The sequence below is a fragment of the Ignavibacteriales bacterium genome, assembly GCA_026390795.1.
Lineage (GTDB): Bacteria > Bacteroidota > Ignavibacteria > Ignavibacteriales > Melioribacteraceae > Fen-1258.
In genome coordinates this window covers 2,168,319-2,192,670 of sequence record JAPLFG010000003.1, presented here as the reverse complement: position 1 = coordinate 2,192,670, position 24,352 = coordinate 2,168,319, and the positions used below count along the sequence as shown (strand labels likewise).

The window sequence follows — 24,352 nt, the reverse complement described above, 5'->3', positions numbered from 1 at the left end:
CTATGAAACTATTTATTCATTGGTAAACTGAATCTATTTTTAACCTATTCCCGCAACAAAAAGGGCAAAAGCGAATATTCCCAATACAAAAAGGGAAGCCCACAAAAATCCTACAATATCAACCCGGTATTTTTTGAAACTGAATTTTTTATGAAGTGAAAGCAAGTCAACAAGCAGCAGACTATGCCCGTTTTCTTCAAGCGATTCATTTTTGTCTGAAGATGCATGTATCGATTCACCTTCGAAAATCATTGTCATTCCGTTATTTCTCAATTTATATTCTTCACCAACCGGAGTGTGCAACAGGGCATAAAAACGGTTCAGATTTTCTTCCGGTTCACTTTTTGTAAGACTACTTACAATAATCATCGTTAAGAATCCGAGAGGCAGATACAAGGCAATTTGATATGCTGTTGACCAACCGAGTCCAAATGAGAAATACGAACCGGAATAGAGCGTTGCTAAAATAGTGACAATCAATGTTGCCCATAATCCGTATCTGTTTGCACGTCTCCACATTAATGCCATCCAAAATCCAATTCCAAAAAATGCTGTGAAATGCCAGACAATAACTAATCCTTGAATCACACTTGGAATGACTAATGCAATTGAAACACCACCAAGAATTAACAGTACTGATGACATCCTTGCAATTTTTAATTCTTTCCCAGCAGTTAAATCTTTCGTATATATTTTTTTGTAAAAATTTCTGGTAATAATTGCCGAACCGCCAACCATATAGTTATGAAGAACAGCTAAAATTGCAGCGATCATTGCAGCCACCATTAATCCCAGCAAACCGCTTGGTAATAAGTTTGCAACCATCATTCCGAATGCATTTTCTCTATTACTATTTGTTAAACCCGGATAGAGTGCCGCTGCAAGAACTCCGACAAAAGCCCAACCAAGCGTTGCAAATCGTTTGGTAAATGTTCCGTAAGTCCATCCGGTCCTGCAACTTTTTTCTGATTTCCCAGCTCCGCCCAATGCCATATGATGAGGCTGAACAACAATTCCAATTAGACCGTTGATAACAACCATAATTATGAAAAATAATGTTGCTTCTTTGGGTGCGACAAAACTGAACATATGTGCCGGAAGTTGTGCTTTGATTGCAGTGATACCTCCGCCGGCAGAAATTGCAAATGGAATTAAAAGAAATGAAAAGATTAGAATGAAAAGTCCCTGAACCAGATTAATTACTAAAGCAGATCTCAATCCACCTATTACACTATAAGCGAGAAAAAAAATTGTAACAAAGATTATTACAAATGCCGAAGAAATAGCCCCGTGAGTCACAGCTTCTATTGCGGTACCGGTTCCCTTCAGAATTAGACCTATATCCATTAGAAAATAAAGCAATGCCATTACTGAATATGAAATACCATGTTTGGTGCCGTATCTTTCTTCAAAAAAATCGCTTGTAGTAACATAACGGCATCTTCTGTACACCGGACCAAGAAGCCAAAAGAATGGAGTTACAAATAAGTACATCCACTGATACCAAATTCCACCAAGACCGATTTCATACGTTGCACCGGCAACACCAATAGCCTGATCTGTATGCGTCGCTCCGCCGAATCCATTAGCTATCATCATGAACCGGCTTCCCTTTCTTCCTGCCATAAAATAGTCACCGGTTGAGTTCACTTTGTTCTTTGTTTTAAAACCGAGATAAACTATTAATAACATGTAAAGGGCAATAATTGTTATATCTAAATAGGAAAGTCCAAAAATCATATAGGAACTCTTTCTTAGATTATTAATTCAGTAAATTATTTTTTGTTCAGCTCAAATGAATCGAATAATTCACCTGTTATAGTGTACGATTTGAAAATTAATTTATTGTTATCGACAGTAATTACTTGAAACAACTGAGTTTTCTCACCCATCTTTACCATTAGGTCTTTGTATTTAGGATTAAGAGTGTACTGTTTTGGTCCGCTTACAGACACGATATAAACCGTTCCATTTTCATTGTCGTTTACTCGCACACCATTTCTGAGTTTGTAAGTTCTTCCGTAAGTATGATCATCACCCTGAAGTACTAAATCAACTGAATATTTATTGTATAGAGGAAGTAAAATTTTTTGAATCTCTTTATTATCGCGAGTTCTTCCAGTTGAATAAATTGCCTGGTGCATTGATACAATGGTCCACTTATTCGGATTGTTAGTAAGAAGCGGTTCCATCCATTTAGCTTGTTCATCAAGTCTTTCATTGCCATCAAGCATAATAAATCTTGCGCCCTGATAATCAAAGTAGTAGCTTTTTTCTTCCATTCCCTTTATGCCATTTTCAGGTAATGTAAAGTGTGGTCTATACAATGGAGTGAATTCTTTTGTCTTAGTTTTGCCGGGGCCGAATTTTGTGTACTCATGATTTCCGGGAACAGTTACTAACGGAGTGACTTTAGAGAAAAAATCAACGGCAAAAAAGAATGCGCCCCAGAGACTATCATAATTTGGTTTATCGGTCAGATCGCCAACGAATAACCAAAACTTTGCAGCGGCATCAGTTTTATAAGCTTCTCTAAATAATCTTGAACAATGTTGTATCAGTTCTACCTGCGGATCGCCAAAATAAATAAAATCAAATTTTGCGTTCTTATCTTCTGCAGTTTTAAATTGGTTCCACTCGCTCCAGACAGAATCATGACCTACAGAATAAACATAAAGTGTATTTGGTTTCAAATTTTTCAGAATTACCGAATACTGAAATGCGTAATGAACTTCGTCAATTTTCACTGAATCGATTTTTGTTTTTAAAGATTGAACGGATTTTAAGAAGTCGGTCCAATTTGTGGCTTCGGTAAAACGAACTTCGGAATTTGAAAATTTATTGATTGTCCGCCAGGTTAATGCAATACTTGTGGCCGGGTTTTCAGTTAGATTTAATATTATTCTCTGTGGTTTATCAATTGACTGATTTGACTGCGCAAATAAAATATCCAATTGCAATAAAAGTGTTAGAAAGAAGAAGAGAGTAAATTTTGATTTCATTATTCGTTTTTCCCCCATATTTCTTTCAGCTTGAATGCAGCAAATTTTGGCGCTCTTTCTCTTGAAAATACTCCCTTCAAATTCATTATAACCCTTCTAAAATGCTGCGGAGTTCTGAAATCGGCAAAGTTCCAAACATGCTCGCCGACCATATAACTTTTTGTACGGAAGAGTTTAATATATTCTTCCAAATATTTTGCTTGATACTCTTCTGTGAACATTTGATCGGAAGTCGAATGCAGTCCGGATACAGTATCAACTCCAAACTCTGTCATTATCATCGGCTTCCGATATTTTTTATAAATCAAATCCATTTCATCTCCAAGAATCTTTACTGCATACTCAATTTTTCCGGGATACTCGTACCAGCCGTAATATCTATTGATCGAAATAATATCGCAGAATTCAAAAACCGGATCATCAACACCCGCTCTTGTACAATTCGGAACAGTCACCGGCCTGCTTTTATCAAGCGAACGCGTATAATTAAATATATCACCCCAATATTTTTTACCGCTGCCGTCATAATAACTTGGTTCGCCAACTAAGTTCGGTTCATTACCGGCAGCCCACATAATAATAGAAGGATGGTTATAATCTCTTTCGATTAATCGGCGTAAAGATTCTTTATGATTCTCTAAAGTTTTTTGATTTACAAATCTAAAGTCCAAACTCACGGCAGGAACTTCATCAATAACTAAAATCCCCTTTCTATCGGCGTAGAACATTATTTCATCCGAATACGGGTAGTGAGAAGTTCTAAAAGAATTTGCATTAATCCATTTCATCAATTCAAAATCTTTTACAATTAATGGAAGGAATAAACCTTTCCCGATAACAGAATAATCTTCATGTTTACCAAATCCCTTTAAATAGATCTCTTCATCATTAAGGAAAATTTTGTTGTCAGTGATCCTTATTTCTCTTATTCCGATCGGTAGAGAATATTCATCTATAACATCCCCTTCTTTTAATAATTTGATGTTAAGGTCATAAAGATAGGGATCCCGGTTCGACCAGAATCTGCAGCTATCAATTTTTATTTCTGTGTTCGCCGTATGCTCTTTTATTTTTTCACTCTTTGAACTTGCTGATTGTGGATCAGATATTTCAAAATTTATTTCGTTACTAAAATTATTATTGCATGTAACTTCAATGTTAGCCTGACCGATTTTTTGAGATAATATTTTTGTATCAACTTTGATTTTACTAATAAAATCATGGGGAGTTGTATAAATTATTACCGGCCTGTTTATTCCTCCGAATGGGGCAAAATCAAAACGAGCGGAAGGATATGTTTCTTCTCTAAGTCGATTCTCCTGTACATAATTTTCAGATGATATCCCCTGAGGAATAGTTTCCCCATTCAATTCGTTATTAACCATAATTACTAAGTCAAAATTCTCTCCGGTTGTAACTTTTTCCGTTATGTCAAATTCAAAAGGCAGAAATCCTTGATTGTTTTCTCCGATAAGATTTCCATTGATCCAAACTTTTGAATTAAAATCTGCAGAGCCGACCCTAAGTACTATCCTTTTATTCTTAATTTCTTCTGGCATAAATACTTTTTTGTAATACCAGGTAGATCCTACATAAAAGAGTAATCCCAATTCTTCTAACTGCTCGTTCCAGCTTCCAGGGACAGCAATTTCTAAATCACTTTGAAATCCTTTGTACCATTTTTCTTTTTCACCGATTTTATCCCGGTCAATTTTAAATTTCCAAAAGTCATTAAGTTCAATAAATGAGCGAAACTTATTTCTTATTGGGTATAACATTTTTCACCTTATAATCGAAAAAATTTAATTTATTATCTATCCGGCTAATGTATCCAGTGTTATAATTCTCTTTTTAGCGCCGCATGAATCTCTTACCATTAGCGTAGGTTTTAAAATGGTTCTATTACCAATGTCTTTATTATCTATCCGTTTTTGCAGGATATCAACTGCAAGTTCCCCAATTTTATCGGCTGGCTGATGTATTGTTGTTAATGGAATTGAAGCAAAAGAAGAAACTTGAATATCGTCATATCCAACTATTGCGATATCATCCGGAATTTTCATTCCATTTTCAGTTACAGCTTGATTAAATCCTAGTGCGACCAGATCACTGTAGACAAATAATGCATCCGGCTTATTTTCAAAGCTTAGGAATTTTTTACCAAATTCATATCCTTGCATGAAACGATCACTATACTGATCAAATTTTGCCTCGCTGAGATAGTAAACGAGGTGCGAATCATACTGAACATTATATTCGTTGAGCGCTCTGTAATAACCATTTTTGCGAACCTCACTCAATAAATTTCCTTTACCAGCATGAAGGTAGCCGATATTTTTATATCCGAGTTTTATTAGATGTTCCGTTGCAATGTAGCCGCCATATTCATGATCGGCACCGACATACCAATAATCCGGATCGTGAATATAAGAGACGATTATATAAGGGAAATTATCATCATGAAGTTTCTGTATGAAATCTGTCGCTCTATATTCCAGTGATAAGGAAGCAATTATAATACCGTCTACATTAAGTTCTCTAAACCTATTTATTTGCGCTTCTTCTTTTTCTAAACTATTTGATGAACTCGATAACAAAAAATTATAACCAAGTTCGGAAGTTCTTTTTTCTATGCTATGAATGATAAGCGAAAAGAAGGGATGTTTTAAATCTCTTAATACAACACCAATCGTTTTGTGACCGGAGAGCTCAATTTTCCTTAATGATGTTTCTGCAACAAAAGTACCTTTGCCTTGCCGGGTGAACAGAGTTCCATCGTTAACCAAATCCGAAAGTGCTTTTTTTACAGTAATTAAACTGACGCCATACTCTTTAACTAAATCATTCTGCGAAGCGATTTGCTGCCCGCGTTTTAACTCACCTCTCTCGATTTTTTCTTTTATATCAATTTCAATCTGCTCGTAAAGAGGTTTCGGATTATTAATGTCAATTCCAGTGCTCATAATTATCATTAACTCAATTGTTTAATAAGTAATTATTTGGTTTAATGTTATGAAGAAGAATCTATTAAAAACATTTAGTTTATTAGCTTTAAAATTTTTGTTACTGCCATTATTCTTAGACTAAGTGCTTGTTCCGCGATCTATGTAAGAACAGTTTAATTTCCATTGTAAAGTCCTTAATTAGAACTATGGTTGAACATTGCCAATATAAAAATCACAGCCGGGTTTTAGTCCGGCTATGATTGAACAAGTAAAAATTATTTTAATAAAACCATTTTATGTGTTGAAGAAAAATTACCTGCATCTATACGATAGAAATAAATACCACTTGGAACAATAAAACCATGTTCAGATTTACCATTCCAAACAACCGAGTAAGATCCGCTTTCTTTCGTTTCATTCACCAGCGATGCTACAATCTGTCCAAGAGAATTAAAAACTACCAGTTTAACTTGAGCGCGTTCCGGTAGAGCAAAATGAATTGTTGTAGATGGATTAAACGGATTTGGATAGTTTGCAGATAATTCATAACCGGTTGGAATTGTTGTGATATTATCTTTAACACCAACCGCAATACCGAACCATGTTAAAGCTCCAAGCGGTTGATTGGATGTACCTGCTGTATATGATAATGCTGTTGTTGGATATGCAAAATTAAATGTTCCGGTTGTGCGCAAACCTGTTGCTGTAGTACCATTATCAAGAGCTGGATCTGCCCAGTAAAGTGATGCTAATACCGCGGTATTACTTGCAATAGGTGCTAACGTAAATGAAACCCCTTCAGAAATAGTATTACCACCTGTACCGGACAAACCAATTGCGCTGTTCATCTGTGCATTGTAAGATGGCTTTGCAATTACGGTATCGCTGTAAACCGCTACTATTTCCGGACTTAGATAAAAATTATTATTATGTACTTCTACCGACTGTGTAACTCCTGCAAAAACCGTATTAGTAAGAGGACTTAATAATAACAATGCATCTGTACTACTTTTCCCCTTACCGAGGAATCCGCAATTGTAAATCAAATTATTTTTGAAAATTACAGTAGGGCATTCACCAATATCCATAACTCTTATACCCATATTGGCAAACGTATTGTGATTTACGTAAACGTAGTTAATATATCCGCCGCCATCTCTCAAAAATCTGGAAGCAATATTATAGATTGTATTATTTTCCAGATATAGTGTATCCATGGCTACACCACGATCATCTATACCTCTACCGTTAGCCCAGTCGGAAGCACAGTTTCTAAAGGTGGAACCGGTTAGATATATTTTTGAATTTTTATTATCAGTTCTGATTGCGGACTGGGCTGAGTTTTCCAAAAAACAATCATTTAATTTTAGTCTCACACCATCAGCTTGAACTCTAATAATCTGACTTAAATATGCACCGCCTTCATCCTTCGAAGTCAAATAGACGCCATTAAGTGTTACGTTAGCTTTAGCACGAAGCGGTATATCTGAGACACCTCCGGAACCAAGTCCCGGAATTAATTGTGGTCTGGAGCCTGTACCCGGAACAGCTTCTATGCGCAAAGGAATATTTGCGGTTATAGATCCGTTAAGAAGATAAATTGCGTCAGGACCTCGTTGCAATCTAAAAATTACATCGGGATTGGTGTTGGCAACAACCGCATCATTAAGAGTAGAAAAACCTGGAGCTACATCAATATAGGTTTGAGAATATGCAGATTGAGGCAATACCAGCAGGAATAAAATCACTGCAACAAGACTGGTTAATATTTGTTTACTTTGTTTCATCTTACCTCCGTTAAATAATTATTATTTGTTAGTTATAATGAGATAAAGAATACGTGCTACAATTTGTACTTAATTCCAAAATCAAGAGTCCAGCCATAAAATTCTTCGTTAGTCGGATAATTTAACACGCCAAGAAAAGATCGATCTGGAGTATTGGACAAATTATTGACATTCAAAAAAACACTAATATTACTGAATACTTTTTGCTGCAATGCCAAGTCCCATCGTGTGAGTTGGTCTGTAAATCCATCTAACTCGGCACGAGCTCCAACAAATGAAAGACTCTTTCCTTGGAAAACAAGAGAAAGTCTGCCGGAGAATCCTCCCTTTTCATATCCAATCGCAAAATTCCCCAAATAATCAGCTTGACCCGGCATTGTTCCATCACGAACAGTATCAATAATAGTTGGAGCAAAAGGTGGCAGTGGGCTTCGAGGTCCTATAGCAAAATAAGGAAACGATGTTTTTGACTTCATGATCGAAAGATTTGCATAGAATACTATACCGTCAAACGGACTTGGCAATATTGTAAGGTTGGCCTGAGCATCAATTTCTACTCCGTAAACAGTCGAAGGAGTCTCAGCATTCACTGGCTGAATTAATAAAAATCCGTTATATTTTCCTCCGTCATGAATACGAGATTGACGGATGTAATCGATATCCCAAAGTTTTTTGTAAAATCCTCCGAGTGTAAATAATCCATATTGATTATAGAATGAAAAGAAAAGATCGTAATTCCATACTTGTGTATGCTTAAGATTTGGATTTCCTTTATTAATTGTATTATCCAGGTATAATATTTCTTGCCAGGGAACTAGATTGAAATAATTTGGTCGCGAGAGAGTTTTTGTTACTGATGCTCTAACATCAAACCAATCTGTAACTCTGTATCTTAATTGAAACATCGGAAGGATATCATAGTAGGAATTTGATCCGACAGTATCTTTGGCACCTAAAAGATCCGGAGTTGAGTCTTCACCGGATGAAGGAGTTCCGGTAATACTTTTATAATCATTATAAGTCCTCTCGAATCTTACACCTGGAATTAGTAGCAACTTCGGTGTCAATCGGATTTCTGCCATCGCATAAGCAGCTGATACATTTTCTGCTGCGTTGTAATCCTGTAAATCAGTTTGAGGATTCAGAACGTATAATGATTTGCCGGATTGGAGTTTAGCATTCCTCATGTTTGAAAGAAAGTTATCTAGAGCTAATTGATCTAAACTGACCCCGAAATTATATGCACCATTTAAAAATTGCCCTACAAGATCGTCGTTAGATAAAAAATTATTCATTAATATTTGCCGACCCGGTGACAATGCAAACGGTCTGTATAAAGTATTAGGATATTTTGCGGCAATCACTCCCATTGAATCCACATTGAAAGAAGAAGTCCATAATTGTGTATTGTCTCTGTCTCTTCTGTTCCATCTTAATTTGCCACCAAATTTTAGATAACCAGCTATGTCGTCTCCGAAATCAAAATTAACTTTTGCATTTAATAATGCGGTGAAGTGATGATCCTGTACAGCATAACTTGTTATATCACTCTCTTTAAATGTTGTATTGGCTAAGTCATTTTTTACACCGAGTGGAATTAATTCAGGCCCTTGATTAATAACAATCTGATTGGTCAAAGAAGATAGTTCTTGAAAAATATTATTAAACTCTAGCGGCGTTTTCTGATTAGATTCTGAATAAGAAGCACTCCAGTCTAGTTGAAGAAGACCTAAGGTATGCACTCCTTTTAAATTAGCAGAGAAGAGATCGAGATTGATGGTACTCTTTCGTACTTCATATTGAGTTCTAGCATTGGTTATCTGATAACGTTTTCTTCTGCGGACTTCGTCACGATCGGTTTTACTCCAGAAACCGCTGAAGAAAAGGCTCCCGTTACCAAGATCGTAATCCATTGCAAGACTTGCGCCGTAACGATCTCTAATTTCCTTAGTATCCACTAGATTTAAATTATCGACTTTTACCAAGGCGCCGGTAGCTGTCTGGCTGGCGAATGAATACGCTACATTTTGTGCGTCCGAACTTCTGTTTGCTCTTTGAATATTTCCAGTCGCAATTATTCCGAAAGTATTATCTAAAAATCGGTCGCTTACCGAAAATGCACCTCTATAATTTCCGTAGTATTTTTCTTGTGAGCCATAGCCCCCTTGAAATTTAACATCCGATTGGAAATTATCGGAAGCTTTCTTTACTGTAAAGTTTACTGTTCCACCCACCGCATCCGCATCTTTATCAGCAGTTAATGATTTATAAACTTCAATTCCGGCAAGCATATCGGGAGAAATTGAGCTTAGATCAACTGACCGATCTTCTTCATCGGTAGAAGGAATTTTTTCATCATTGATTGTAATATTATTGTACTTGGGAGAAAGCCCTCTCACAATAACTTTTTGACCCTCACCGCCATCTCTCTGAAGAGAAATTCCAGGCAACCGAGCCAGGGCTTCAGCTGCGTTTTGATCAGGAAGCTCTTGGATTTTATCTTTTGATACAATATTAACTATCGAATTAGAACTCAATTGCTGATTAATAGCTGCTTGCTGTCCTTGTAGTTGACCGGTTACAACTACTTCTTTACCTTCAATTACTGTGGGTCTTAATATTATATCAACAGTTGCTGTTTTATCATCAAGCACTGTAACTTCTTTCTCAACAGTTATATACCCCACATATCTAACCATTACAATTACTTTTCCACTTTGTATCTGGGTGAGTTTAAATTTGCCATCATCTTCGGTGGCTACACCAATAGAAGTACCTTTAACTAAAATGCTTGCACCCCATAGCGGACTTTTGTCAGTAGCATCAAGTACTCTTCCCGTAATGGTTCCCTTTCCCTGCGCGTAATTCAAGGAGCTAATAAACATTAGAAGGATGAATGAAGAGAAGATGACCATGCGGTATTTTTTAGATCTCATTTTCATTGTGAGAGACATAACTCACCATATTTAGTTTTTCAATTTGATTATTTGTTTTAATTACTATTTCATCTACTGATATAGTTTATTCATGTTTGATTCATCTATAATGGAAATTTGATATCTAATTAATTGTTTAAAATCATTTAAAGGCTTTAACACACTTAAGTAAATGGGGAAAGCTTTTAATGCCGGGTATGGTGCCCAAAAGCTATCTAAATTTTTATTTGTAATAATGTTCACGTTTCCTTCAAGGACCTTAAACAAAAAATTTTTCTTATTACTTTTAATAACTAGCGATCGGTCGTCAATTCTTTTAATAGCAAAGCCGTCGCTTATTATGATGGGCTCAACAATATTTATTTCCGGTTGGGAGTCGTGATAAATTAATTCAACCCTTTTCTCAATTCTATCATCCGAAAAAATATGCGTTAATTTGTAACCTACGCCACCAGCTAACCATTTTTGGTCTCTTAATTCTCCGGCTGCACTTACAAAAAAGTTGTTCTTTTCCTTCCCGGATGTCTCGCGTGAATCAAATTCAAATAAATTTGTGAAATAGCCGTTAGAATCGTTAAACTCAATTCTTGGAGTGATTGAGATTATTTTCCCGACTTCAGGAAACGACATCGGTTCCCATCTAAAATACTGTGTTGCACTTGATGCTTGAAGAAATCCATATCCTTCAACCCATAAATTGCAAATCGATCCGCCCGCCGGCCGAAACATATATTTGCTTTTGTCCCTCTTCTCGTAATCTTTATATCTATAGTTTGATATTGTAGCCATATAATTCTTAGTACGGATAAGATCCACATCAAGAGTTTTAAAATGTTTTAGCCAATCTTTACTATCGCTCGGAATATTTTTTAGCTCAAGTTCTTTATCATAAGAAATCTGATAAGCCATAGCCAGGTTTTTTGCTTTTGTGAAAGTAGGATAGATGCATGGCGGTATGTTAAATAATAGTGGATAATGAGGACCGTATCCTAAGTATCCGTTAAATATATTTTCTCGAATTGATTTTAAATTTCTATATGCAGCAGATGCAAATTGTGGATACTCGCTTGCATACAACATAAATGTAATTTGACTTCCATCCGATGTCGCGCTGCCGTATGTTGTCCATTTGTTTGATCTAATGCCCCATGAGTTATCTATCGATCCGTCAGGATAAATAAAATAGAGGTGATTCAGCAGACTCTTCTGGACATTTTTTTCTACAAACCTGTCATTGCAATTATTAGCATAAACACCTAACCCCCACAAAGACATTTCTAAATCGTAACCGAGATCAACACCGTATTTATTATTAAAATTTCTTCCACCTTCTCCTTCAATAAAACCATCCTCATCCATCTTCGATACTATCCTGTGAGCCAAATTTTTTGCCTTAACCAGGTAAGTTGAATCAGCAATAACTTTAAATGTCTCCGAAAGAGAAGCGGTTGTTGTAGCGCAATAATTAATACTAGCAAATTCCGGACTCATTACTTTAACAAGATAGTTGGCAGCTTTTTTTAGTGAACTTTTCCAAATAATCTTCTTTTCATTGCTCAGATATTTTTCTATTGCCGGAAGAGTTTTTGCTAACATCATTAACTGGTCGGTTGTCGTTCCTGTCCACTCTTCGGGTGTTTCTTTCCAGCTACCGTCTATTTGCTGCTGAGCTATAAGCCAGTCACCCAATTCTATTGCAGCTTTCAAGTATTTAGCATCGCTTGTAATTTCGTAAGAAATAGCCAAAGGGAAGATTCCCTCACCGGCTCTTGTATGCAAGACATTACAATGTTTACACTGTATCGCTCCAAAATTTTTATCGTCTTGATTCTTGATTTGATTGTCAATGAGATTATTGGAAAGCAGTATGAGTGTTTTACTGAATTCTTTTTTTAGGTTTATATATTTATGAGAATTGGGTAGAGCTGCGGCTGTTTCAAATAGAAGAAGTAAACTTAAAAGTAGAGAACAAATCTTTTTTTTCATTTTAGATTAATCTTCTTAGATTTTAGAATTGATTCCAGCTCTAGAATAACCTTGCTCAACTTAGTATACTTAGTATGTCTGATGCGAACCTAAGCTTTCTTTCTCTCTTTGTCAAGAATTAAGATTTCTTACAAGAGGCAGCTAATAAAATTATTGGGTTGGAAATGAGTAAAATCAATTATTCCTAAGTTAATGCAAATTTTAGTGCGGAAGAATTAGGAGTGTTAGTTAGTAGGTCGGGGTTCACAGTTTGTTTTTTCCCAGCTGCTTTCTATTTTGCTAACTATAACAAAGAATCTTACAAATCAATTACTATTATTGTTCACCGAGTCATTCTTTTAAGAATCGGGAATTGATTTCTCAAATAATTCTCAAATTAAATTTTCTTCCCTTCAAAAATAGTCTCTTTAATTTTCATTTTGGTCTTCTTTCCTTTTCGGTGGAGATCGACAATTAAAATATCTGCATTATAGCCTTTTTTAATTTTTCCAAATCTAATATTTGGATTACGCATGGAAAGTAAATTAGCGGGATTATGCGAGCACATATTAACCGCTACAATAATTGCTTCCTCAAATTTCATCGCTCTATGGAGAGGATTCCACACACCCGGTTCATCGGACGAAAACCAATTTAATAAATTTGAAAATGCTTCATCCATAGTTAAAACGCTTCCGAAAAGAGCAGATGGGCGTTCTTTAACAAATAGATATTTTTTATTATCACTCAGTTTTCCCCGAATCCCCATAAAATTAAATTCATTTATACTTTTCATTCCGGCAATGAACATATTATCGGTCACAGCAATTACTCTATCGAGCCCTTTTCTCTTGATCACATCCAGCACATACGATTTATTAACATGATAGCCATCCGGAATTATTTCGGCATAAACTTCTGGAGATTTTAAAATTGCTTCTGTCATCCCTCCTCCGTTAAACGGTTTGAATGATGCAGAAGACGGTCCGTTTAAAAAATGTGTTGAAAGGATTGTCCCGTTTAATACTGCAGAATATGTTTGATTTGCGGTCGCAGTAGAATGACCGACTGTGCAAATAATTTCTTCATCGCTAATAGTTTTTATGATTTTGTTCGTCTCTCCTCCCCATTCCGGAGGCAGATTAATTATTTTAACAAAATCTCTTGATGACTTTCTGATTTGATCTATTAAAGTCCGGGTGGGTTTCAAAAAATATTTTGGATTTTGAGCTCCGCGTGATTGCGAATCTTTTATGAATGATCCTTCAACATATAATCCGTATAAAACTCTTGATAAATATGAGTCATCGGATTTGTAATCTGCAACTTTTGCAAAATTGTTCAGCGTTTGCTGCAAGGGAGCCGATATACTAGACAATAAAACTTTCGTGGTTCCCTTACTTAAATAAAACTTCAGAGCATTTTCAATTCCTTTTCTATAATCTTTCTTGTTTAAAACGAATCTATGTTTATCCTGATCATATCTACCGCAAGTTAAATCGAATCCAGCCGATCCATTCGTGTGGATATCTATAAACCCCGGTATTACGTATTTATTTTTTGCATCAATGATTTCATATTTCTTATCTCTTCTTAATTTTTTACCAATTTCCGCTATTGTATCATCAACGATCCTAATTTCCCCAGCTAAAATTTTGTTTTCAAGAACAATTTTTCCGTTTGTGATTAGTTTCATAGCCATATCTTGTAGGTTAATAACAAATATTTTACACAAAGTTACGATAATTCATTGTATGCCAAAAAACTTTTAATATTTTAGCTAACAAAAAATGTAAAAAAGATGACGCCGAAAGAAAGAATCAATAATGCAATGAATTTAATGCCGGTAGATAAGATTCCGCTTATGTGTCAATTTAGTATAGGGCATATGTTGGTGCAGTTAAAAATTTCTCCGGCAGAATTTTGGTTCGATCAAAATATTTTTACAGAGGGTTTGATCAAACTCAGAGAGATATACGATTTCGACGGCATTTTGATTAGCCTGCACGGACATGATCTCAAGTGGAAAGAGAAAGTAAAACAAATTTACAAAACCGGAGAATCCGAGATTGTTGAATGGAAGAATGGCGATAAAACGATTTGCCCATATAATGAACTTCCCTATTTCGTATATCGAACTGAAAAAGAAAAAATCGAGATCAGTGATTTTGATGAAAACCTTCTACCCGATACTTTGAATTACATACCGGTTTCACAGAATCTTCATTTTGAAATAACACCGGAAAATAAATTCGGGTCAATTGAAGCGATTGTTAAAAAGTGCGGAAGCGATTTTTCGATTCATGGGGAAATCACTTCACCATTCGATTATTTCCTAGACATTGTTGGTCATCAGAATGGGCTGCTTGGGTTAATTGACAATCCGGATAACTGCAAAAAGATTTTATCGCATTTTACAAAAGGAATAAAAAAATTAGCGTTAGAAATGTGCGCAACCGGAATCGACGCAGTAAAAATTTCATCACCGTTTGCGGGAGCCGGATTTATTTCACCTGACCATTATAAAGAATTTGTTCTTCCGTATGAAAAAGAAATCGTTTCTGCAATTCGAAAAACCGGAATGATTGTTTACACACATACTTGCGGATCAATTAATGATCGCTTAGAATTAATGTTTGATGCTGGAATAAACGGTATAGAATGCCTGGATCCTCCTCCTATCGGTAATGTGGAACTTAGTGATGCAGTGGCAAGAATTGGCGATAAGGGATTTATAAAAGGTAATATTGATTCTATTAATCTGTTGCTAAATGGAACGGAAGATGAAATTATTTCGGATGTCAAGAACAGAATTATAATTGCAGAAAATAATCCGGGATTTATTCTAAGCACTGCATGTTCAATAGCGCCAGAGACCAAGAAAGAAAATATTCTATTACTAAGAGAAGTGATTGATACATGGAAATAGATGACAAATTAGAATCTTTAAGCATAGCAATTATAAACGGGAAACATCTTGATGCCCAAAAAATAACCCAGGAGCTGCTGACAAATAATGTTTTGCCTCAAACTATCCTTGATAATGCGTTGATGAAAGGAATGGCAATCGTTGGTGAAAGATTCCGTGATCAGTTGATATTCGTTCCGCAAGTCTTGATTGCCGCAAGAGCCATGAAATTCGCAATGAAGGCTCTAGAACCTTACTTAATAAAAGGGGGGGTAGCCAGCAAAGGAAGAATTCTTATTGGAACCGTGAAAGGGGATGTACATGATATTGGCAAGAACCTGGTTGCAATAATGTTACAAGGTTGTGGATATGAAGTTATCGATATCGGGACAGGTTGTTCCGCAGAAAAATTCCATGAAGAATATATAAAATGTAATGCTGATGTTATAGGAATGTCTGCTCTTCTTACCACCACCATGATTTATATGGAATCCGTGATTAAATTTTTCCGAGAAAAAAATATTAAGATTCCTATTATTGTCGGCGGCGCACCTTTGAATCAAAAATTCGCCGATGAAATTGGTTCAAGCGGATTTGCTAGAAACGCATATGACGCTGTACAACTGGTTGATTCAATAATGGCAACTAAACATTAATAAAATTCAAAATAATATCTTATTACTGAATACATTCTTCCGAATATTTTTTCATTCGGGATAAACGAAAAATAAATTTACTACCGTTATTTATTTAGCAGCAAATTCTATTTTTGTTGTGTTCTCTTTTCCTTCACGTAAATAAACAAGATCAACCACATTACCGGGTTCAAATGTTTTTAAAGCATCTGAATACTCGCGCAGATTAGTTACTTTGAATTGTGCTATTTTAATTATCACATCACCTTTTTGTAATCCTGCTTTTGCTGCCGGCGAATCCGGAGCGAGGTCGGCAATCTTTACACCTTCACCTGAGAAGCTAAAATCGGGCATACTGCCAGTCGAGACTTTTCTTTCGCCTGCGGGTGCAGTTTGTGATTTTTTGGATTCAGTAACAACTTGTCCTTGAAATGTGAGAGGTTCTGCTCTGTCGGCTAAATACAATAATCCTTCTTGAGCAAACGCTGCGACTTTAATTAATCCGGCACCATCAATTTTATCTGCAGTGTCTGACGGTCTATGATAATCCGTATTAGCACCTGAGAAGAATTGAACTCCCGGAACACCCGCAGCAAGAAAACTTTTCTGATCGCTTGCATCCAAATCCTGTGTTACCATTTCCGATTCAACGCCTGTAACATAAGTTGCACCCATGAAAATAAATCTCCACTCACGGGCGCTTGATGTTCCCAGTACAAGCAATTTATTATTTCCTAATCTACCAACTGTATCAAAGTTAAGAACACCAATAACTTTCTTTGCCGGAAAGCGAGCCATATTTTGGACATAATATTTCGATCCTAAAAGTCCGCTCTCTTCCGAAGTGAATGCAACAAATATTACGGTCCTCTGCGGCTTCAAAGTTTTTCCGAGCAGATCTGCCAGTTCTAAAATTACCGAAACACCGCTTGCATTATCATCTGCGCCGGGATGTATCTTTCCTTCATTCCCTTTGTTTGCACTTGGCCATCCTAAGCCAAGATGATCGTAATGAGCACAAACAATTACAGATCCATCTTTAAGATTTGGATTGGTACCCGGAATGATTCCTATAATGTTCTTAACCTGTGCTTTTGTTCCTTTGGCATCAACGACTTCATCCCATTTCTGAAAATATGTTCCGTCATCTGCACCGGGGAGAAGTCCCGCGCTCTTAAATTTTTCTACAATATAATCTGCGGCTTTATTAATTCCTGGGGAGCCCGGCGCTCTCCCGGCTAATTCTTCGCTCGCAAGGTATTGAACTGTTTTCAACATTCTTTCGGATGAAAATACCGGTGTTAGCATTGCCAATGCTTTCCGTTTTGTTAATTCTGGAAGTGCATCATAATTAGTGTTCTCACCTTTTGTAATAACTTTTGCAGTAAGAGGAGAATTAACCGAACTCCATTCCCCTTTGCCTGTATTTGTTGGTTCGTTCCCTTCAAAAACCAGGTAGCTGTATTTACCGTAATGAGGTAATTTTTTGGCTAACCCTTCAACAGCTTCTTTATTTTCAGTCGAGAGATAAACAAGAACATTATTTGGATTTTCCGGATGGCGTACGGAGATAATAAAACTATTATTCGAAACCGGAAATGAATTTTTACCGAATGTAACTTCATCATTTTTAATTTCGCTGCCGTAATCTTTTAATCCTTCTTTTACAATTCCGGTGAACTTATTCTCCGCTCCGAAGATCCAGATGTTTTTATCTGCCGGAAGTTTATCATATTTGATGTCGAGAGAAACTTCTATTTTTTTAGTCTTATCATCAGACCAGATCTTTGCCAATTCCTTGTACGATTCAAGTTTTTCTTTTGAAGCCTTAGAAGGAAGAAGAATCAACAATTCATCAGCACCGAATATTTTTGAAAGTGATGGCGGAATTTCATTGTAGTTAAGTTTTCTGAATAAATTGAATTGCGGATCAATCTGAACTAATAATGGGTTTTGTGGAAAAGTGAATTCGTAATTTTGTTCTTTCGATGTCATCGGGACAGTTTTAATTACAGATGATTTTGCAAAAGAAACCGCAACCGGTACATCGAGAACAAACGCATCATCTTTCTGAAGCTGTTTTAGTGCAAATCCTAAAACATATTCATTGTTCTTCTTCTCACACTTCACATTAGAAACACTTAATTCCGGCGCCCCTTTTCTGTTGACCCATTGATCAAAAAATGATTTCAGATCTTTACCTGTCACACTTTCAAATGATGCGCGAATATCACTGTATGATGCCGCTTTGTATTTATTATCACGATAAAATTTCTGAAATCCTTTTACGAATGATTCATCACCAACAAGTCCGCGAAGCATATTCCACATCATAGAACTCTTGCCGTAACCGATTGCTTCGGAAGAGGGATTACTTCTAGAATTAAATTTGTTCAGAGGAAAATCATTTGACGGATTTACATAATCTGTATATTTCTGTAGTGTGTTCCTTCTATATTCATCTGCCTGACCTCTTTGTTCTGCAATTAGATGATCTGCCATATAAGCCGTTAATCCCTCACACCAGTTCCCGGTTTTGAAATCAACGTAAGCACTATTTCCCCAATAGTTATGAAGCAACTCATGCGGATAAGAAGAATTGAGTATAAACGGAAATCTGATTATTTGTTCTCCGAGAAGTGTAAACGAAGGCATTCCGTAGCCTGTTTCCCAAAAATTTTCAACAAGAGCAAATTTAGAAAAGGGATACGGACCAATAAGTTTTCGATACATCTCGAGATATTGAGCTGTGGTTTCCATGTATTTATTTGCGAGAGTTTCATCCGGGGTACGAAGGAATGCCATTATATCAATTGCGCCGGCGGATTTTGCGTACTCAGTAAATTTTGCCGCGATTAGATAAATTTCTTCCATTGGTTCGGGTGAATTCCAAACGCTTGTCTGCAAATCGTTTTTCAATTCATTTTGTGTTCTCTTCCCTTGACTTACTACGCTCCATCCTTTTGGCATTGTTGTAGTTAATTCAAAACTGATCCAGTTCTCGTTGAACCAAGGTACCCAGTATGTTGAACCACCGAGATAAATTCCTTTCTCATCTATTATGCCCGGAGTCTGGCTAAATCCTCGTGCATATTCCTCACCGATTTGTTTGACCGGATAGTTAATCACTCCGCTGAATTTCAGAATAAATGTTAAGTCACCTTTAATTTCATTTGAGAAATTTAGAGAGTATTTATTTTGTTTAAATTCCGCAGCAAGATTTAGATCTTCCCTGTCCATTCCCAAATCCTCTGCTTTCACACCTTCCTTTTCCAATTTTATTGTTACACCCGGTGTATCAGAAGTAATTTTCAAATCTCCGTTGAGAATGAAAGTCATTTTAGACTTTGCCTGGTCGGCCGGAATTGTTATTTGGTCAACGGCATTCAAAAAATGTTTTGCGGGATCTATTCTAACAGATAATTTATGATGAACGGTTGAATCCGCAAAAAGTGCAGTTGTAAATAAAATTAGTGTGAAGAAAAAAAATATTTTCTTAAACATCAGATTCTCCAATTAAAATTCTTTTCATACTTAATTCGTTTTTATAACGATTTTAAAATCCGCCGGCAAATCATCTTACTATCAGAGTCATTGGATTTTTAATTTGCATATATTTTTTTGCCGCTTCTTTAACATCGGCAAGTTTAACTTTTTTCAACGCGTCAAGAAAATTTTTGTCGTAATTGTAATTGATAAAGAAATAGGAAGAACTTCCGAGATAGAATGCCTGATTGATACTTGAGAGTCTTCTGAACATCATCCTTCCCAAATACATGTTGATTGATTTTTCCAATGTGTTCTGAGAGAGAGTATCAATTGCTTTCATTGTGAAAAAGCCGGGATATTGTGGAATAAGTTTATCAACATTTTGAGGTCGTGTTCCTTGATTAACAAAGAAGAGAGCTTTGTTTTTAATGACTTCAATTCCCGCGCTCATGCCATAAGCCAATCCCTGCTTTTCGCGGATATCAAAAACTATATTATCAGATAGAATTAGTGAAAGAGCTTGAAGAGCTGGTGCATCTTTTGGATCTATCTCGCTTATAAATCCGTAGAACAAATATGAGCGTTCTCCGCCGCCCGGTTTCTCAATTGCATCCGGTTTAGTTTTCATCTGGAATGTTGGTGTATAAACTGCCGGTTCATCTTTAATCGCCGAGAAATTCAAAGAACTGAAAAGTGTATTGATAGCTTCCGGACTGCCGGGTGACACAACTGAAATAATCATGTTAGACGGTTGCAAATATTCTTTTGTAAATGATACGAGATTCTCGTACGTAAGTGGCGGTTGATTTTGAGAAAAATCATTGGGCTCGTAAACCATTAACTTATATTCGGCATCGAAAGCTTTTTTCGCTTTGTCGCCTCCCATCATCATCATTCCCATACCATTGAACTTCTCAACCGATTTTTTAAATTCGGCTTCAGTCGGAATAAAATTGTTCAAGATACCATTCATATAATTGATCGCACCGGGAAGATCGTCTGCAAGTCCTTCAACTCTTATATACCCGAAATCGGGATGAAGATAGATATCATCCATTGGAATCATTGGATTATCATTAACAGTAAAAGTAAATCCGTATTGACTGCTGATCTTCTGATTCTCCGGTGAATTTAACCGTTGACCCAGGCAGTCATGAAGAATTTTTGATGCGTCTTTACCATACTTAGATTCATAAACCGCTTTGTGCTTTACCAGGTAATGAATAGCAAGAAGATTGCTGTTTTCATTCTGAACAACAATCAAATTTTTCCCCGTCGCATCATCCTTAAATTGCTTTACATTACTAACAACTTCTGAATTCTCTTTTTCATTTTTCGCAAAAGGAGTTTGGACAAGAGTTAATGGTTTGGAATTTATTTTAAGCGGTCCGAGTTCTATTGCTGCTTTATAAAATTCATTTCCGCTAAATGAAGAAAGTACGGATTCAATTCCATTCATAACTATCGAGTAGGAATTATAAATTCCGAACATATGCGGTTTTTCGATATTTTTAACAAATTCAGTACGGGCTTTTGTCGCCTCGAACTTTAGAGTCTCGGTTGGAAGAGCAAAATTTAAGTTAGCTAACTTCTCGGATACAAATTTAGTCAAAGCACTCAGATCAACATCCTTAGCAAGAATTACAGTGGCTTCGATATAATTTTTCAATGGAGAAAGTCTCGTACTCAATTTTACCGATTTTATATTCTGCTCGAATTCTGCTTTAACCGCAGATTGAACAGCATCTTGATTCTTATCGAGAACGATGCCCATCAATTGGAAATATTCATCGGATCCATTCTGCGGAATCTGATAAAACATCTGAACCACTTTATCCTTGCCGTCATAAAAACGGTAATAAACATTTTCATCATCACCGGATTTTAAGTTTGGAATTTGAAATCCCGTTGCCCATTCCGGATTCGAATCGTACTTAACCGAGCCGGGATTTGCCTTACCATAAATTTCTTTAATCATCGCAAGCATCGGCTTTGTCTGAAAATTTCCTATCACACTTAATATCATATTGTTCGGTACATAATAATTTTTATAGAATGCGTTAACATCATCTCGTTTCATGGATTGAATGGTTGAATATGTCCCGAGAGTCGGAAGCGAAAGTGCATGCCCGCCGTATAAAATTGAAATTGTATTCCGTTCCATCTGTTCGCTTGGATTTACTAAGCTCTTAGAGATTTCTTCAAGCACAATCCCCTTTTCCTTTTCAAACTTCTCATTCGGAAGAGTTGAATTGAAAATCATATCGGCTTGAATCTCCATTCCTTTTCTAAAATTTTCGGTCGGAGTTACCATCATAAAATCTGTATAATAAGTATCCGTGTGGGCATTATTGTATCCGCCGATCATATCAACATCGTCGTACAATTGTTTCTGAGGACGGGTTGTTGTTCCGTTGAATAGAAGATGTTCGAGCATATGGCTCATACCGCTCGTCGAAAATGATTCATATGCAGATCCGACTTTTATGACCATATTCGCGCCGATCATCGGTAATGCCGGATTTTCAATCAAAAGAACTTGAATTCCGTTATCAAGTTGATAGATCGAAACTCCTTTTGGAAATGCCGGAACAGATTGCTTTTGACCGTCTTTTTGAACTTTCTCTTGTGCTGAAATAGTTTGAATCAAAAGGCCAACTATTATCGTCATGATTAAAATACTTGAGAAGATTTTTCTTTTCATTTTCATATGCTCCAAGTTCAAATAAAATTTTATGATTGAATATCGAATGCAAAGATATTAAAATTTGGAATTGCAGTTGTAGAAAAGGCGGCAAGTAATTTAATTTCTCTTTAAAATTCATCAAAGGATGATTTAAGGTCCTAATCCGACTTTACGATCCGTCCATCCGTTTGTTATTGCTTCGATAACACCGGTACTTTTTTATCTAATCTGGGAATCTTCGTGGGCAACTATGTTAACTACAAAATTAGTATAATACTTAAAGACTGGAGATTCCCGCAGATTTTCATTCATTCTATTCAGCTAAAACTTTTAACTGCTTCGTCAACAGAATTATAATTCGTAAATATCGAAGTGAGTTTAGTAATTACGAGTAAGCTTTCAATTTTTTGAGTTGCGTTTGCGAGTTTTAGATCACCGCCGCCGTTCTTTATTGTAGTGTAACCGCCTATTAACATTCCCAAACCGGAACTATTAACAAAACCGGTCTCTTTCAAATCTATAATTATATTTTTCTTCCCTTCCGCAATAAGCTTATGAAGAGTGTCGCTGAACTCTTGATCTTTTGCTGTTCCGGTTATGTCACCTTTGAGTTCAAGAACAACAGCAGTGTATTTTTCCACTAAATTGATTTTCATAATTCCTCCGGTATATTTGTGATTAAACTTTCGCTAATATATCATTTTATTTTTAGCACAACAAAATTATATTGTCCTCAAGGAAATCCTAAATATAGAATCTCAATTGCTTATTTCAAGTTGCTTTAATTTTTTGCTTTCATGGACTAATTTGTTGATGGGAATATACGGCTTAATGGAGCTTACTTAAAAAATTAATATTAGTTGAATTCACTAAGAATAGTAAATTCTATTAAAAAGAATTGATCAGAAAAATTTAGAAATTGTCATAACCATTTGGAGTAAATCAAATGGATTTGCATTTGGGATCTTGTGACAAATTCTCATCTCTCCAAAAATATCTTCCATATATAGGAATATTATAAGCTAAAAATTTTTCATTTCACTTAATATTTTGTCTGCATGGCGGATATGTTCTTCAGTTGTCCCGCAACATCCGCCAACCATTTCAATACCAAGATCTACGGCTGATTTAACAAAACGCGCAAAATTTTCTGGTGATTCGTCGTAAATAATTTTTGTGTTCTCAACTCGAGGTATTCCCGCGTTAGGTTGAAGTAGTATTGGAAGTTTTGAAACAATTTTCATTTCTCGCCCGACAAGTAAGATGTCAGAAACGCCATGTCCACAATTTGATCCGATGAAATCAGCACCGTTTTTTTCAAGTGCTTTCGCTGCTTGTCCCGGGGTTTCTCCATACGGAGTTCTTAATCCTTGAGCACCATTTTCAAATGTTAATGTAACCCCTACAATTTTACTATTTGCTTTTCTAGCAGCAGCCAAAGCAATTAAAGCTTCATCAAGTGATATCATTGTTTCAATTAATATCAGATCGACTCCGCTATCATTTAGGAATTTTATCTGCTCATAAAATATGTTTTTCGCCTCTTCTTGTGAAAGATCTCCAAATGGTTCAATCACTTCGCCTAACGGTCCAACTGATCCTGCTATTAAAGCTCTATTACCAACAACTTCACGCACAGCTTTAACCGCAGAAGAATTTATTTCTTCTATTTTGCCAGCCCATGCGGTTAATTCTAATCTTTTTCTATTAGCACCGAAAGTATTTGTCTCAATTATATTTGATCCGGCATCAAGATAACTTTTATGAATTTCTTTTAATTCATCTTTATGGTACAAGTTCAATAGTTCAGGCGGATCGGAATTCTCCAATTTCAATTTCTGTATTGAAGTTCCCATGGCGCCGTCAAATAGAATCTTTTTTTTATATAACAAATCTCTGAATGAATCCATTATTGTTTAGCTCCACTAATTTAAATAGCAAATTGTACTGCATAAGATTTAATACTAAAAACCGATGGCGAAAATTACATTATTTTCAT

At 36.0% G+C, this 24,352-nt stretch carries 14 protein-coding genes; 2 read left to right on the top strand and 12 right to left on the bottom strand.

Going from position 1 to position 24,352, the window contains the following annotated elements; genetic code table 11:
- Positions 1–39 precede the first annotated feature (39 nt).
- The 8 genes from NTX65_13100 to NTX65_13065 all read right to left on the bottom strand — a co-directional run bounded on the left by NTX65_13100 (position 40) and on the right by NTX65_13065 (position 14,331).
- Complete coding sequence (locus NTX65_13100) at positions 40–1,740, bottom strand: sodium:solute symporter family protein (protein MCX6170277.1); 1,701 nt, start codon at positions 1,738–1,740, stop codon at positions 40–42.
- 35 nt (positions 1,741–1,775) lie between these two features.
- On the bottom strand, positions 1,776–3,002 hold the full coding sequence (locus tag NTX65_13095; GenBank protein ID MCX6170276.1) for a metallophosphoesterase family protein: 1,227 nt from the start codon (positions 3,000–3,002) through the stop codon (positions 1,776–1,778).
- A complete protein-coding gene (uidA, locus tag NTX65_13090) occupies positions 3,002–4,780 on the bottom strand; it encodes a beta-glucuronidase (GenBank protein ID MCX6170275.1) in 1,779 nt (592 codons plus the stop codon). The genes NTX65_13095 and uidA overlap by 1 nt, the downstream gene beginning before the upstream one ends.
- A gap of 36 nt (positions 4,781–4,816) precedes the next feature.
- Positions 4,817–5,965, bottom strand: coding sequence for a GntR family transcriptional regulator (locus tag NTX65_13085; protein MCX6170274.1), 1,149 nt, complete (start codon positions 5,963–5,965; stop codon positions 4,817–4,819).
- Between the two features lie 257 nt (positions 5,966–6,222).
- Positions 6,223–7,734: a T9SS type A sorting domain-containing protein gene (locus NTX65_13080; GenBank protein MCX6170273.1), complete on the bottom strand. Its 1,512-nt coding sequence runs from the start codon at positions 7,732–7,734 to the stop codon at positions 6,223–6,225.
- Between the two features lie 56 nt (positions 7,735–7,790).
- Positions 7,791–10,676, bottom strand: coding sequence for a TonB-dependent receptor (locus tag NTX65_13075; protein ID MCX6170272.1), 2,886 nt, complete (start codon positions 10,674–10,676; stop codon positions 7,791–7,793).
- 66 nt (positions 10,677–10,742) lie between these two features.
- Entirely contained in the window at positions 10,743–12,656 is a 1,914-nt protein-coding gene (locus NTX65_13070; GenBank protein MCX6170271.1) for a hypothetical protein, read from the bottom strand.
- Positions 12,657–13,032: 376 nt separating this feature from the next.
- On the bottom strand, positions 13,033–14,331 hold the full coding sequence (locus NTX65_13065; GenBank protein MCX6170270.1) for an amidohydrolase family protein: 1,299 nt from the start codon (positions 14,329–14,331) through the stop codon (positions 13,033–13,035).
- 105 nt (positions 14,332–14,436) lie between these two features.
- On the opposite strand from NTX65_13065, the gene NTX65_13060 reads away from it, so the two are divergent.
- Both NTX65_13060 and NTX65_13055 read left to right on the top strand, forming a co-directional pair.
- Entirely contained in the window at positions 14,437–15,564 is a 1,128-nt protein-coding gene (locus tag NTX65_13060; GenBank protein ID MCX6170269.1) for a hypothetical protein, read from the top strand.
- Entirely contained in the window at positions 15,555–16,199 is a 645-nt protein-coding gene (locus NTX65_13055; GenBank protein MCX6170268.1) for a corrinoid protein, read from the top strand. The genes NTX65_13060 and NTX65_13055 overlap by 10 nt, the downstream gene beginning before the upstream one ends.
- A 90-nt stretch (positions 16,200–16,289) precedes the next feature.
- Here NTX65_13055 and NTX65_13050 read toward each other — a convergent pair whose 3' ends face one another.
- The 4 genes from NTX65_13050 to NTX65_13035 form a co-directional block, all read right to left on the bottom strand.
- Positions 16,290–19,682 (bottom strand): M20/M25/M40 family metallo-hydrolase, encoded by a 3,393-nt coding sequence (locus NTX65_13050; GenBank protein ID MCX6170267.1) that lies wholly within the window; start codon positions 19,680–19,682, stop codon positions 16,290–16,292.
- Between the two features lie 70 nt (positions 19,683–19,752).
- A complete protein-coding gene (locus NTX65_13045) occupies positions 19,753–22,371 on the bottom strand; it encodes an insulinase family protein (GenBank protein ID MCX6170266.1) in 2,619 nt (872 codons plus the stop codon).
- A 299-nt stretch (positions 22,372–22,670) separates the two neighbouring features.
- Positions 22,671–23,009 carry an STAS domain-containing protein gene (locus NTX65_13040; GenBank protein MCX6170265.1) on the bottom strand — a complete coding sequence of 113 codons (339 nt, stop codon included), beginning with the start codon at positions 23,007–23,009 and terminating at the stop codon, positions 22,671–22,673.
- Between the two features lie 366 nt (positions 23,010–23,375).
- Positions 23,376–24,263, bottom strand: coding sequence for a homocysteine S-methyltransferase family protein (locus tag NTX65_13035; protein MCX6170264.1), 888 nt, complete (start codon positions 24,261–24,263; stop codon positions 23,376–23,378).
- Between the last annotated feature and the right edge of the window lie 89 nt (positions 24,264–24,352).

Bases quoted from the DNA above. Each gene is read 5' to 3' on its own strand.
- NTX65_13070 (MCX6170271.1), bottom strand. From the start codon at position 12,656: ATGAAAAAAAAGATTTGTTCTCTACTTTTAAGTTTACTTCTTCTATTT.
- NTX65_13050 (MCX6170267.1), bottom strand. From the start codon at position 19,682: ATGTTTAAGAAAATATTTTTTTTCTTCACACTAATTTTATTTACAACT.
- NTX65_13095 (MCX6170276.1), bottom strand. From the start codon at position 3,002: ATGAAATCAAAATTTACTCTCTTCTTCTTTCTAACACTTTTATTGCAA.
- NTX65_13035 (MCX6170264.1), bottom strand. From the start codon at position 24,263: ATGGATTCATTCAGAGATTTGTTATATAAAAAAAAGATTCTATTTGAC.
- NTX65_13100 (MCX6170277.1), bottom strand. From the start codon at position 1,740: ATGATTTTTGGACTTTCCTATTTAGATATAACAATTATTGCCCTTTAC.
- NTX65_13045 (MCX6170266.1), bottom strand. From the start codon at position 22,371: ATGAAAAGAAAAATCTTCTCAAGTATTTTAATCATGACGATAATAGTT.
- NTX65_13080 (MCX6170273.1), bottom strand. From the start codon at position 7,734: ATGAAACAAAGTAAACAAATATTAACCAGTCTTGTTGCAGTGATTTTA.
- NTX65_13040 (MCX6170265.1), bottom strand. From the start codon at position 23,009: ATGAAAATCAATTTAGTGGAAAAATACACTGCTGTTGTTCTTGAACTC.
- NTX65_13085 (MCX6170274.1), bottom strand. From the start codon at position 5,965: ATGAGCACTGGAATTGACATTAATAATCCGAAACCTCTTTACGAGCAG.
- NTX65_13060 (MCX6170269.1), top strand. From the start codon at position 14,437: ATGACGCCGAAAGAAAGAATCAATAATGCAATGAATTTAATGCCGGTA.
- NTX65_13055 (MCX6170268.1), top strand. From the start codon at position 15,555: ATGGAAATAGATGACAAATTAGAATCTTTAAGCATAGCAATTATAAAC.
- NTX65_13065 (MCX6170270.1), bottom strand. From the start codon at position 14,331: ATGAAACTAATCACAAACGGAAAAATTGTTCTTGAAAACAAAATTTTA.
- NTX65_13075 (MCX6170272.1), bottom strand. From the start codon at position 10,676: ATGAAAATGAGATCTAAAAAATACCGCATGGTCATCTTCTCTTCATTC.
- uidA (MCX6170275.1), bottom strand. From the start codon at position 4,780: ATGTTATACCCAATAAGAAATAAGTTTCGCTCATTTATTGAACTTAAT.